The organism is Aquimarina mytili (genome assembly GCF_016735115.1).
Lineage (GTDB): Bacteria > Bacteroidota > Bacteroidia > Flavobacteriales > Flavobacteriaceae > Aquimarina > Aquimarina mytili.
In genome coordinates, this window is the sequence record NZ_JAERQJ010000003.1 from 436,225 (window position 1) to 449,293 (window position 13,069).

At 33.8% G+C, this 13,069-nt stretch carries 11 protein-coding genes; 9 read left to right on the forward strand and 2 right to left on the reverse strand.

The genetic code is table 11. The features are described 5' to 3' along the window. The first annotated feature begins 171 nt into the window (after positions 1–171). The 9 genes from rplM (at position 172) to asnS (ending at position 11,897) form a co-directional block, all read left to right on the forward strand. Positions 172–627, forward strand: coding sequence for a 50S ribosomal protein L13 (gene rplM, locus JJQ60_RS09310; protein ID WP_201918966.1), 456 nt, complete (start codon positions 172–174; stop codon positions 625–627). Next, positions 627–1,013, forward strand: a complete 387-nt coding sequence (gene rpsI / locus JJQ60_RS09315; RefSeq protein ID WP_201918968.1) for a 30S ribosomal protein S9 — start codon at positions 627–629, stop codon at positions 1,011–1,013. The genes rplM and rpsI overlap by 1 nt, the downstream gene beginning before the upstream one ends. 127 nt (positions 1,014–1,140) lie before the next feature. Beyond that, on the forward strand, positions 1,141–1,929 hold the full coding sequence (gene rpsB, locus JJQ60_RS09320) for a 30S ribosomal protein S2 (RefSeq protein ID WP_201918970.1): 789 nt from the start codon (positions 1,141–1,143) through the stop codon (positions 1,927–1,929). Between the two features lie 174 nt (positions 1,930–2,103). Further along, the gene (gene tsf, locus JJQ60_RS09325; RefSeq protein WP_201918972.1) at positions 2,104–3,069 is read left to right on the forward strand and encodes a translation elongation factor Ts; all 966 of its coding nucleotides are present in this window, start codon (positions 2,104–2,106) and stop codon (positions 3,067–3,069) included. Between the two features lie 435 nt (positions 3,070–3,504). Next, positions 3,505–4,212, forward strand: a complete 708-nt coding sequence (pyrH, locus tag JJQ60_RS09330; RefSeq protein WP_201918973.1) for a UMP kinase — start codon at positions 3,505–3,507, stop codon at positions 4,210–4,212. A 74-nt stretch (positions 4,213–4,286) separates the two neighbouring features. Next, on the forward strand, positions 4,287–4,850 hold the full coding sequence (gene frr / locus JJQ60_RS09335) for a ribosome recycling factor (protein WP_201918975.1): 564 nt from the start codon (positions 4,287–4,289) through the stop codon (positions 4,848–4,850). A gap of 90 nt (positions 4,851–4,940) precedes the next feature. Then, a complete protein-coding gene (locus tag JJQ60_RS09340) occupies positions 4,941–7,379 on the forward strand; it encodes a DUF5686 and carboxypeptidase-like regulatory domain-containing protein (protein ID WP_201918977.1) in 2,439 nt (812 codons plus the stop codon). Positions 7,380–7,468: 89 nt separating this feature from the next. Next, positions 7,469–9,862: an efflux RND transporter permease subunit gene (locus tag JJQ60_RS09345; protein WP_201918979.1), complete on the forward strand. Its 2,394-nt coding sequence runs from the start codon at positions 7,469–7,471 to the stop codon at positions 9,860–9,862. Between the two features lie 592 nt (positions 9,863–10,454). Next, entirely contained in the window at positions 10,455–11,897 is a 1,443-nt protein-coding gene (gene asnS / locus JJQ60_RS09350) for an asparagine--tRNA ligase (RefSeq protein ID WP_201918981.1), read from the forward strand. 54 nt (positions 11,898–11,951) lie between these two features. Here asnS and JJQ60_RS09355 read toward each other — a convergent pair whose 3' ends face one another. Next, positions 11,952–12,533, reverse strand: coding sequence for a hypothetical protein (locus JJQ60_RS09355; protein ID WP_201918983.1), 582 nt, complete (start codon positions 12,531–12,533; stop codon positions 11,952–11,954). Positions 12,534–12,542: 9 nt separating this feature from the next. Continuing rightward, the gene (locus JJQ60_RS09360) at positions 12,543–12,995 is read right to left on the reverse strand and encodes an ankyrin repeat domain-containing protein (RefSeq protein WP_201918985.1); all 453 of its coding nucleotides are present in this window, start codon (positions 12,993–12,995) and stop codon (positions 12,543–12,545) included. Positions 12,996–13,069: the final 74 nt, after the last annotated feature.

Here is a 13,069-nt window from a genome sequence, read left to right on the forward strand (position 1 = left end):
AAGCATATAAAATAAACAAATATCCCTTACTAATATTAATCTATCTGAAAACCAATACATCATAGATTAAAAATAATATCAACTGCTGTTTGCTATATAAATATATAATTGTACATTTGCACCCCTATTTTATATAGGAAAAGGAATGTTTAATAAGTAAAATTAATTAGTGTGGACACATTAAGTTACAAAACAGTATCTGCAAACAAAGGGACCGTTACAAAAGAATGGTTGCATGTAGATGCTGAAGGACAGACTCTAGGTCGTCTTTCTTCTGTAGTAGCTATACTACTTAGAGGTAAGCACAAGCCTAGCTTTACCCCACACGTTGATTGCGGTGATAATGTTATCATTACAAATGCCGAAAAAATCAACTTAACAGGAAAAAAGTGGACAGATAAATCGTATATCCGTCACACAGGTTATCCTGGAGGGCAAAGAAGTCTTACTGCTCAGGAATTGTATGACAAAAATCCAGAGCGTTTAATCGAAAAAGCGGTAAAAGGAATGTTACCTAAAAACAAATTAGGAGCAGATTTATTCCGTAATTTAAAGGTTTATGCAGGAGCAGAACACAATCAAGATGCTCAAAAACCTAAAACTGTTAACTTAAACGAATTTAAGTAATGGAAGTTATTCACAAAATTGGTCGTAGAAAAACGGCTGTAGCTAGAGTTTATCTTAAAGATGGTTCTGGAAAAATTACGGTTAATAAAAAAGACCTTAATGACTACTTTACCACTGGAACTTTACAATACAAAGTAAATCAGCCTTTAACTTTAACTAGTAATGAGGATAAATACGATGTAAACGTAAATGTATATGGTGGAGGAATCACTGGTCAGGCAGAAGCTGTACGTTTAGCTATATCAAGAGCGGTATGCGAGTTAGACGAAGAAAACAGATCTATCCTTAAACCAGAAGGTTTATTGACCAGAGATCCAAGAATGGTAGAGCGTAAAAAATTCGGTCAGAAGAAAGCTCGTAAGAAATTCCAGTTCTCTAAACGTTAATTTATTAAAACAGTATTTGTTGTTACCTCATATTGAGGGGTTAGTTTAGCATCTAAATGCGCAAGGCCATACTAAATAGTAGCCACTTGAGCATTGCTAATTCAACAGAACGTAAACTATTACAAAAATGGCAAACAATATCGAAGTAAAAGAATTGCTTGATGCAGGTGTACACTTTGGACACCTTACAAGAAGATGGGATCCAAATATGGCACCATATATTTATATGGAGCGTAATGGTATTCACATCATTAACCTATATAAAACAGCTGCAAAAATCGACGAAGCTAGTGAAGCTTTAAGAAAAATCGCAGCGTCCGGCAGAAAAATTCTTTTTGTTGCAACTAAGAAACAAGCTAAAGAAATCGTTGCTGAAAAAGCAGGTAAAGCAAACCAACCGTACATCACAGAAAGATGGCCTGGTGGTATGTTAACCAACTTTGTTACTATTCGTAAAGCTGTTAAGAAAATGGCCGCTATCGATAGAATGAAGAAAGACGGTACTTTCAACACATTATCTAAAAAAGAACGCTTGCAAGTAGATCGTTTGAGAGCTAAGTTAGAAAAGAACCTTGGTTCTATTTCTGATATGACTCGTCTACCAGGAGCATTATTTGTTGTAGATATTACTCGTGAGCACATCGCAGTAAAAGAAGCTCAGAAATTAAACATTCCTATTTTCGCAATGGTTGATACAAACTCTGACCCACGTCAGGTAGATTATGTAATCCCTGCGAATGATGATGCTTCTAAATCAATCGACAAAGTAATGACATTTGTTAGCGACGCTATCATTGATGGTTTAAGTGAAAGAAAAGCTGCAAAAGATGCTCCTAAGAAAGATGCCCCTAAAAAAGCAGAAGCAAAAGTTGAAGAGCCTGTTGTAACTGAAGCTGCAAAGCAAGAAGAAGAATAAACAGATTGGCCGTTTAACAATCTTTTAAAGATTAAGGTATCTTATTGATCCCGTATCAAAAACCTTAACTTTAACATAAAACTGATGAGTCGTTTGGTTCTTTACTTTTGCAGTATAAACTAAACGACTTGTCTTTTTAAAGAAACACATTACACACATTAAATATTTAAAGATATGGCAAAGATTACAGCCGCAGAAGTAAATAAATTAAGAAAAGCAACAGGTGCCGGTATGATGGATTGCAAAAAAGCACTTGTAGAAGCTGAAGGAGATTTTGACAAAGCAATAGACGTATTACGTAAAAAAGGTCAAAAAGTAGCAGCTAAGAGAGCAGACCGTGAGTCTTCAGAAGGAGCAGCGATTGCTAAAATAAACGCAGACAATACCGCTGGTGTGTCTATCGTTCTAGGTTGTGAAACAGATTTCGTTGGAAAAAACGAAAGTTTTGTTTCTTTAGCTAATGAACTAGCAGAACTTGCATTAAATTATGCATCTAAAGAAGAATTTTTAGCTGCTGATTTTGGAGGAATGACTGTTGCTGAAAAACTAGTAGAGCAAACTGGTGTAATCGGAGAAAAATTAGAAATCAATGCATTTTCTAAGCTAGAAGCTCCTTATGTTGGTTCATACGTTCATATCAACAAAATCGCTGCATTAGTAGGATTATCTAGCAAAGTTGACAAAGCAGATGTATTAGCAAAAGATTTAGCAATGCAGATCGCTTCTATGGGAGCAACAACTCTTTCTTATAAAGATTTTGATCCAGCTTATGTTGCTTCAGAAACAGAAGCAAGAATTGCTGTAATCGAAAAAGACAATGAAGAATTAGAGCGTTTAGGTAAAACACTTAAAAACGTACCTAAATACATTTCTATGTCTCAGTTAACTCCTGAGGTTTTAGCCAAAGCTGAAGAAGACGCAAAAGCAGAATTAAAAGCTGAAGGAAAGCCAGAACAAATATGGGATAGAATTCTTCCAGGTAAAATGGAACGTTTTATTTCAGATAATACAACTCTTGACAAAGAACAATGTTTATTGGATCAGAACTTCATCAAAGATGAAAAAATTAATGTTGCCAAATATGTTGAATCTTACGGAGATGTTAATGTAACTGCTTTCGAAAGAGTAACATTAGGATAACCCTATTGTAATCTAAGTATATTCGCTTATTAAAGGCGAAAAATCAAAAACCGCTTCTGGATCACCAGAAGCGGTTTTTTCTTCTTCATTTTTCAAAATATTCTTTGATCAACTTATAACGTCATAAAACCTTAAATCCCTATAAGGTTTTACCCCCAAAATAAAGACTAACTCCCCAATTAGCCTACACAAAACGTTAAAATATGGTTTCAAATCATATTTATCATCCCCCTCATTTTTTTTGTTTTCCCTGTGGCAAACCTATGACATATTTCAAAGCCAATCAATACTTTGGTCAGGGGAAAAGGACCCTTTTTTATAGGGGCGTTTTATGTTAGAAAACACTTGTAAAAGCTCAAAACTTTCACCTTTATATTCTAAAGTATTTTCTAAATTAAGAATATCATTATATTTGCACCACAGTAACACCTTACAATGAAATACAAAAGAATATTACTAAAATTATCAGGAGAAGCCTTAATGGGCGAACGTCAATATGGTATAGACCCTAAAAGACTGGCCGAATACGCTTATGAAATCAAACAAATAACTGATAAAGGTGTACAGGTTGCCATCGTAATCGGTGGAGGTAATATTTTTAGAGGCGTAGCAGGAGCCAGTAAAGGAATGGATCGGGTACAAGCAGATCATATGGGGATGCTGGCAACCGTTATTAATGGTTTAGCATTGCAAAGTGCTCTCGAAGATGCCGAAATCCCAACCAGATTACAATCTGCTGTAAAAATCAACGAAGTTGCCGAACCTTTTATACGCAGAAGAGCCATGCGACATTTGGAAAAAGGTAGAGTTGTCATTTTTGGTGGAGGTACCGGAAATCCATATTTCACTACCGATTCTGCGGCTGTGCTTAGAGCCATAGAGATTAATGCAGATGTCATCCTTAAAGGAACCAGAGTTGATGGTATTTACACCTCGGATCCAGAAAAAAATGCAGATGCCACAAAATTTGATTTCATATCATTTGATGATGTTTTGAGAAAAGGCCTAAAAGTAATGGACACCACAGCATTTACATTAAGTCAGGAAAATGAATTACCAATAATAGTTTTTGACATGAATAAAGCTGGAAACCTCCTCAAAGTAGTTTCCGGGGAGTCTATTGGTACACAAGTAAACCTATAATTATACTAAATTTGTCCTGTCGGTTTAAAACTGGCATAGACTTTTCATACAGTCAAAAGAAAAAGAAGTAAACAATGAATGAAGAAATAGATTTTATTCTAGATTCAACTAAGGAATCTATGCAGGCTGCCATTGTGCATTTAGAAAAGAAGCTACTTAATATTAGAGCCGGTAAAGCATCACCCGCAATGCTTGGGAGTGTAATGGTTGAGTATTATGGTACACAAACACCTTTAAATCAAGTTGGAAACGTGACCACACCTGATGCCAGAACGATTACCATACAACCCTTCGAAAAATCTTTAATTCCTGAAATTGAAAAAGGAATTCAGATAGCGAACCTTGGCTTCAACCCGATGAATAATGGTGAAAGTGTTATCATCAATGTCCCTCCTCTTACTGAAGAGCGTCGTAAAGATCTTGTAAAACAAGCAAAAGCTGAAGCGGAAGATTCAAAAGTTGGTGTAAGAAATGATCGTAAAAACGCCAACAATGAAATTAAAAAACTTGAAAAAGAAGGACTTTCAGAAGATTTGGCAAAAAACACAGAAGTTGATATCCAAGAACTGACTGATAGCTTTATTAAAAAGATAGATGAAATGCTTTCTAGCAAAGAAAAAGAAATCATGACGGTTTAACATTTTAAATACATACTAATTATACAAAAAAGCGTTTTCTTATTGGAAACGCTTTTTTGTATATTCGTTCTTTTGAACCACGTCTTTATAATGCGAAACAAATTATTTTGTTTATTATTTTTTACTCACTTCATCTTAATAGCACAAGTAAGCATTAAAGGCACTGTGACTGATGCCAGTTCTAGTCAACCCCTTCCCTTTGCTACAGTAAAAACCGGAACAGAATCATATGCCATGACCTCTGTTAATGGCGAATTTGTAATACGATGTAAAAATTATCCTGTTAATCTTACCGTAAGTTTTCTAGGGTACCAAACAAAAAATATCCAGATTCCTTCTAAGAGCACCGGGAAAATAGAAATAAAACTTCTTCCAAAAGAAGAAAGCTTATCTGCTGTAAATCTTGATATCACCGAAAATGTAGCTTCTAAAATAATCAAAGAAGCTATTCGAAGAAAACGCCAAAATAATCCAAAAAAAGCACTAAACAGCTATAGCTACAAAAGTTATAATAAATTAAAAATCACAAAAGACAATCAGGCAAAATTAGACACAAGAGACACTACAAAAATAGATATGCAACGTCTATTTAATGAAGCACACTCTTTTTTATCAGAAAAAATAAGCCTTCATCAATTTAGAAAAGGTATTGATGAAAAAGAAACTGTTTTGGCCACTCGAATGACGGGTTTTAAAGAACCTATTTACAATATTTTAGGCATCAAAATACAATCCAACTCTCTTTATGAAGATGATTATACCATTTTTAACAATAAATATATAGGGCCATTATCTAATAGGGCACTCAGAAATTATTATTATAAAATCCTTGGCACTACTCGAGCCAAAAAACCAGCTTTCATCATACTTTTCCAACCTCGAAAATCCAAAAAATTTGCAAGCCTAGAAGGAATATTGTATTTGGACATAAAGACCTTACAAATACAAAACGCAATTATTGAACTACGCGGAGAACTTAATGTAATGGCTACGCATAATTTTGAGTACTTCTCAGAACAAGAAAATTGGTTTCCCATAAGTCAGGAAATTACCATTCGACCAGGTGATGGCAGACAAAAAGTTAGCCTTTTTGGGGGGCAAATATCGATTGGAAGAGTTGGTAACTCTAAAAAAGATACGATCAACAATGATTTTTTAGTCTCTAAAACCGACTTATTTGATATTAAACTGAACACTCCACAAGATATAAAGCAAGGAGATGCTTCAATTAAAATTGCTCCAGAGGCTAATGACAGATCAGAAGTATATTGGAACCAGTATCGCACCAGCACAATCACTGAAAAAGATTCGAATTCGTTTCCTGTTGTAGACAGTATAGTAAAAGCGCAAAATATAGAGCGAAAAATTGATGTAATACAAAGTTTCAATATAGGATACTACCCGGTTGGGTTCTTTAATTTTGATCTTACATACCCTATAAAATATAATAACTTCGAAGGTCTTCGTTTGGGTCTAGGTGGGTTAACAAATGCTAAGTTTTCTAAACGATTTAGGTTAGAAGGCTATTTAGTGTATGGTTTTAGAGACTCTAAATCAAAGTTTGGGATTGGTGGCGGTATGCTCATTAACAAAAATTCGGGTTCTTGGCTCAATGTTAATTATACTGATGACATTAGAGAAGTTGGAAGCTTTCTTTATCTTACCGACAGAAGAGTATATTCTCTTTTCGAACCCCGTTTAGTGAATATTGATTTCTATTACAAGCACAGAACTTGGAGTAGTAGCATCCAGCATCAGATTTCGCCTAAATTTCTTTCAGAAGCGCAATTTTCGGTAAGCAATATTAATCAAACAAAAGGCTATCAATACCTGAATGACGGCGCCTTATTTTCGGCATACAAAACTGTTGAATCTACAATAGCATTGCGTTGGAGTCCCTTTAGCAAATTTCTTCAAACCCCAAAAGGAATGAAAGAAATACATGAGGGCTATCCAAAAATTAGTGCGCAATATACACAAGGATTTAAAGGAGTCTTTGATGGAAGTTTTGACTATAGCAAAATAGGCATTAAAGCAGAATATGTTATAAATCGCATCAATCAATCTCGCACAAGTTTTTTACTTGAAGCAAATGTTGCAACTGGAGATGTCCCACTTACCCATTTATATCATGCCTACCCAAATGCTCCTACAAAAGAAACTGTCTTACAAAGGTTTTCTGTTGCTGGTAGAAGAACGTTTGAAACCATGTTTTTTGGTGAGTTTTTTAGTGACAGACTGGCAACTTTACAATTAAAACATAGTATAAAGCCTTTTAGAGTGGTCAACTGGCTTAATCCAGAATTAGTTTTCATTACCCGATATGCCATAGGCGATGTAGATAACATTCAAAATCATCAAGGCGTCGATTTTGGATCTCTACAACAGCTTTATCAAGAATCAGGATTTGAAATTAATAAGTTATTTGCAGGCTTCGGTTTAAGTTTTGCATATCGCTATGGAGCCTACCATTTGCCAAGATTTGAAGACAATATTTCATTCAAGTTTACTTTCTATTTGAAGCTTTAAATTCTACGCGAAAAACAAATAATTTTCTTTCTTAAAATTCATAAATAATAATCCTTCAAATCCTTACATTTGCATCAGGAAAAAAAAGAATGGAAAAATTATTAAGTTTCGGATTTTGGAATGCGCTCGCTGGAGTAATACTACGTAATAGAGCTATAATATTTCTAACCATAATAGGAATTACAGTTTTTTTAGGATTTCAATGGAAAAACATGAGATTTTCCTATACCGAAGCCAATCTTCTCCCTGATGATCACGAAGTAAATATAAAATATCAGGACTTTCTTGAAAAGTTTGGAGAAGAAGGTAACTTAATTGTGATGGCCATTAAGGATAGCTCACTTTTTACTCCAAAAAAACTAAAAGCCTGGAATGACTTTAATGATTCTTTTAAGCAATACGAAGAGATTGATCTTGTAGTTTCAATCGGAGACCTTAAAAAACTTGAAAAAAAGGAAAACCCAGCAAGATTCGAATTGGTACCTTTTATCAAAGACTCGAGCTTTACCCAAAAACAAGTTTCTAAATACAAATACGAATTATTTAATAAGCTTCCTTTTTATGAAGGCTTAGTATATAGCAAAAAGTCGCAAACGGTACAAAGTGCGCTTTACATAAAAAAAGATATTGTAAATACTCCTCTTAGAAAGAAATTCGTTGTCGAGGTTTTACAACCCGAAGTTGAAGCATTTGAGAAAGAACATAATATTGATATAAAAGTATCTGGTATGCCTTATATCAGAACTTTGAATTCGCAAAATATTATGGATGAGATTCAAATTTTCATCCTTGCGGCATTGTTGATCACATCCCTTATATTCTTTTTCTTTTTTAGATCTTTTAGAGCAACTTTTATATCTATGACTGCAGTAATCATTGGTGTAATGTGGGCTTTTGGAATCTTAGGGTTACTGCGATATGAAATAACGGTACTTACAGCTATTATTCCTCCATTGGTGATTGTGATTGGGATCCCTAATTGCATTTTTCTAATTAATAAATACCAACAGGAAATAAAAAAGCATGGTAATAAAGCAAAATCCTTACAACGAGTAATTACCAAAGTAGGAAATGCTACTTTAATGACTAATGTAACTACTGCTGCGGGATTTGCAACGTTTGCACTAACCGAAAGCAAATTGCTCAAAGAATTTGGTATCGTAGCTTCATTAAACATTATTGCTTTATTTATCTTATGCCTACTCGTTATTACGATTATTTACAGCTATATGCCTCAACCCAAAGAAAGGCACTTAAAACATTTAGGTAAAAGATGGATAGAAAGATTAGTGGACTGGATGGAAGATATGGTTAAAAATAGACGAGTAACCATTTATTTTTCTTCTGTCATTATTCTTATCGTAAGTATTATTGGCATCTATACAATAAAAGTCTCTGGAAGTTTATTAGAAGACATGCCAAAATCAACAGGCTTTTATAAAGATATCGTGTTTTTTGAAAATGAGTTTGATGGTGTTATGCCTTTAGAAATACTTATAGATACGAAACGAAAACAAGGCGTTCTAAAACTACCTACGCTAAGACGTATGGAAAAGCTCCAGGAACTTTTGGAAGAAACTCCTGAGTTATCAAAACCCATCTCTATTGTTAGCCTGGCTAAATATTCTAAACAGGCATTTTATAACGGAAACCCAAAATACTATCAGCTACCAAGCAGTCAAGAACGAAATTTCATTTTACCATACCTTAAAAGCTTCGAATCAGAGTCAGACGTAATGAAAAGTTATATTGATTCTACGGGACAATATGCCCGAATCACCACTTTTATGAAAGATGTAGGCACCGAAGAAATGGAGCGTATTGAAGCCAATCTAGCGCCAAAATTGGAGAAAATATTTCCGAAAGACCGCTATGATGTTTCATTTACGGGTAAAGCGCTTATTTTTCAAAAAGGAACAAAATATCTGGTCTGGAACCTTACTTTTTCGTTAGGATTGGCAGTATTATTAATCGCCCTGTTCATGGCATGGATGTTTAGATCATTTAAAATGATTATTATATCACTCATCCCTAATCTATTGCCATTATTAATGACAGCAGGACTGATGGGCTTTTTAGGAGTTCCTATCAAACCATCCACTATACTTGTTTTTAGTATTGCTTTTGGTATTTCTGTAGATGACACTATTCATTTTCTTGCAAAATATCGACAAGAATTAAAATCTAACCATTGGAGAATTCGAAAATCGGTTCTAGCTTCTTTAAGAGAAACGGGAGTGAGTATGTTTTATACCTCTACCGTTTTGTTTTTTGGATTTTCTGTATTTATGATCTCTAGTTTTGGAGGTACAAAAGCCCTAGGTGGTCTGGTTTCTACTACATTATTGTTTGCTATGTTAGCCAACCTGCTGCTGCTTCCATCTTTATTACTTTCTTTAGAGAGAAGTATCGCCAATAAGAAGACATTAAAAGAACCGGCTTTGAAAATCATCCCTAGCGATGAAGAGCTCGAAGAAGAATAAAATCTATGCTGCATAAAAAAACCCTGCTAGAAAACTAACAGGGCTTATGTTAGATAGATTACCCCAAAACCTATCGAACTAAACTTAACGTAAACACAATCGTCATAATTGCATAAACAAGATACGACCCCTTTTTATATTTTGAAATACCCATTGGGGGGGAAAAATCCCCTTTTTTCTATTTTTTTTTAAATTTTAACATTATTTCAATTAACAAAATAATCGAAAACACTTCTAAACACATGATTATCAATATTTTATAAATGAATACTATTTTTAATTTTTAGATTTTAAATCAGAAAAAAGACCATAAATATTGTCTTTTTTTGCATGAAAATTGCGTTTTTACGGTTTTCCTCATAGAATCGGATTCTCAAAAAGCGTCAGATTTTTAGTATCCCAGTTATTAAACGTAACAAAAAATAATAAAATTTTAAAACCCGTTTTTTTTTGAATTCATAACATTATGCTTCAATCAGATTAAAAATTTATCTTTGCTACCTCAATTTTTTAATTCTTGTTATTAAGACGATTATTAATTCTATAAGAAGTATTGAATTGAAGAAATTACACCACTTACAAATAAAACAAAATGAAACACACTAAAGTAGTAGAAGTATTAAAAAGTGACAAACTATTACAACCCGTAACCATAAAAGGTTGGGTTCGTTCTTTTCGTAATGACAGATTTATTGCAGTAAATGATGGATCGACTATTAATAATATACAGTGTGTTTTAGATGATAATACAATTGATACCGACATTCAAAACAGAATTAATATCGGAGCCGCCATTGCAGTTACCGGTACTTTGGTAGAAAGTCAGGGAAAAGGGCAAAGTGTTGAGATACAAGTTACCAGTATTGAAATTGAAGGAGACGCAGATCCGGAAGAACTAAAACTCACCATCCTATCCCCTAAACGTCATAGTTTAGAAAAACTAAGAGAGCAAGCACACCTTAGAGTACGCACCAATACATTTGGGGCCATTATGCGGGTACGTTCAAAATTGTCTTTTGCTATCCATGAATATTTTCAAAAAAATGACTTCTATTATGTACACACTCCAGTAATTACAAAAAGTGATGCTGAAGGCGCCGGTGAAGCATTTAAAGTGACTAATCTAGACCTTAATAATATTCCAAAAGATGAAAATGGCGAAGTAGATTATAAAAAAGATTTTTTTGGAGGCGAGACCAATCTAACGGTTTCAGGCCAATTAGAAGCTGAAACGTATGCTATGGGACTTGGTCAGGTATATACTTTTGGACCAACTTTTAGAGCAGAAAATTCAAACACATCCAGACACCTTGCAGAATTTTGGATGGTTGAACCTGAAGTTGCTTTCTGTGATCTTGACGGTAATATGGATTTGGCTGAAGATTTTATAAAATATGTACTGCAATATGCTTTGGACAATTGTGCTGATGATTTGGAGTTTTTAGAAAATCGTTTAGTTCAAGAAGACAAACAAAAACCACAGGCAGAACGTTCAGAGATGTTACTTCGTGATAAGTTAAAGTTTGTTTTAGAAAACAACTTTAAGAGAGTTAGTTATACCGAAGCTATTGAAATTTTACAGAATTCTAAACCCAACAAAAAGAAGAAGTTTAAATTTCCGATTGATGGATGGGGAGCTGATTTACAAAGTGAACATGAGCGATTTTTGGTAGAAAAACACTTTAAATGCCCGGTAATTCTATTTGATTATCCTGCCGATATTAAATCATTCTATATGCGCTTAAATGAAGACGGAAAAACTGTACGCGCTATGGATATTTTATTCCCCGGAATTGGAGAGATTGTAGGAGGGTCACAACGTGAAGAACGCTTAGATGTTCTTAAAGAAAAAATGGCTGCTCTTAATATTCCAGAAGAAGACCTATGGTGGTATTTAGATACAAGACGTTTTGGAACCTGTACGCATAGTGGTTTTGGACTTGGTTTTGAACGTTTAGTCCTTTTTGTAACCGGAATGGGAAATATAAGAGACGTAATCCCATACCCTAGAACACCACTTAATGCTGAGTTTTAGTAAAGCGTGATTCTATCTCAGTATTAAATGAGGAGTATGGACCACAATTTTACTCTAATTATAATGCTTCTTTAGTAAAATCTCAGAAATCAGATCCTTGATGACCATTTTGTCAAAATCGGGTTTCTGAGATTTACTTCTTGCTTTTCTTATTTTCTCAAAGTGTGGGATTTTACCAGTTTTGGTTAAGAAATTAAGTACCTCTTCAAAAAAATCATTAAGAATAGGAATCACAAATCGACTGGATTTATTCTTTTCTTTTAAATGAATAAATTTCTTAGTATACGCCAAAAATATCTGTGGATATTGAGCAAAAGTCATTAATGCCTGGCAAAAACTTTGATACACCTGTTCGCGATTAAAATTATATTTAAACTGTAATTTTGAATGGTCCAAATTTTTAATAGTGTATATCAAAACGCCCTCTTTGATAAAAGTACTGTAATCATTTTTAGAATAGTAATACACCTCCATCCCAATATTTGTATTTACAATTAGTACTTCATCTCCAATGTTTTGCTTTAAAAAAGATTCAAAAACAACAACCATAGATGTGGACATTAATAACCTGCGTTTGATATCTGTAGATCTGATATTTACAGATTTTATACCCTCTATATTGCTATTGTTATTCATTCTATATAATTATATAATTGAAATGTCTACGCCTTGATTTTGAGCATGCATTGCAGCGGTATAACCTTTATTGTCTTTTGCATGTATATCTGCTCCATTTTCAAGAAGTAATTTAATAATTTCCTTTTGTCCAAAAGTAGCAGCATATATTAATGCGGTGGCATCATTAAAGTTTTTTTCGTTAACATCGGCCCCAGATTTAATCAACAATTCTGCTATATCATAATATCCTTTAAAACAAACTCCCATTAAAGATGTATTACCTGCATTATCTTTATCATTAATACGAGGATTATACTTCAAAATTAACCTAGTGATATCTATAAATCCATAATACGAAGCCAATAGCAAGGGTGTAGAACCTCTTTCATTTTTGACATTAACAAGTGTTGGATCTACGTCCAAAATCGACTGTACCTCTTCTAGTTCATTTGATCGAATGGCATTAAAAATATCCTCCATTAATACTATATTTAAATTAATTATACCTAACCTGTCTGCTTAAACGCTATCCTTAAATATCAAAACCTTAATTA

Coding starts and splice junctions, on each gene's coding strand:
- JJQ60_RS09360 (WP_201918985.1), bottom strand. CDS start 12,995: ATGGAGGATATTTTTAATGCCATTCGATCAAATGAACTAGAAGAGGTA.
- asnS (WP_201918981.1), top strand. CDS start 10,455: ATGAAACACACTAAAGTAGTAGAAGTATTAAAAAGTGACAAACTATTA.
- pyrH (WP_201918973.1), top strand. CDS start 3,505: ATGAAATACAAAAGAATATTACTAAAATTATCAGGAGAAGCCTTAATG.
- frr (WP_201918975.1), top strand. CDS start 4,287: ATGAATGAAGAAATAGATTTTATTCTAGATTCAACTAAGGAATCTATG.
- rpsI (WP_201918968.1), top strand. CDS start 627: ATGGAAGTTATTCACAAAATTGGTCGTAGAAAAACGGCTGTAGCTAGA.
- rpsB (WP_201918970.1), top strand. CDS start 1,141: ATGGCAAACAATATCGAAGTAAAAGAATTGCTTGATGCAGGTGTACAC.
- JJQ60_RS09340 (WP_201918977.1), top strand. CDS start 4,941: ATGCGAAACAAATTATTTTGTTTATTATTTTTTACTCACTTCATCTTA.
- tsf (WP_201918972.1), top strand. CDS start 2,104: ATGGCAAAGATTACAGCCGCAGAAGTAAATAAATTAAGAAAAGCAACA.
- JJQ60_RS09355 (WP_201918983.1), bottom strand. CDS start 12,533: ATGAATAACAATAGCAATATAGAGGGTATAAAATCTGTAAATATCAGA.
- JJQ60_RS09345 (WP_201918979.1), top strand. CDS start 7,469: ATGGAAAAATTATTAAGTTTCGGATTTTGGAATGCGCTCGCTGGAGTA.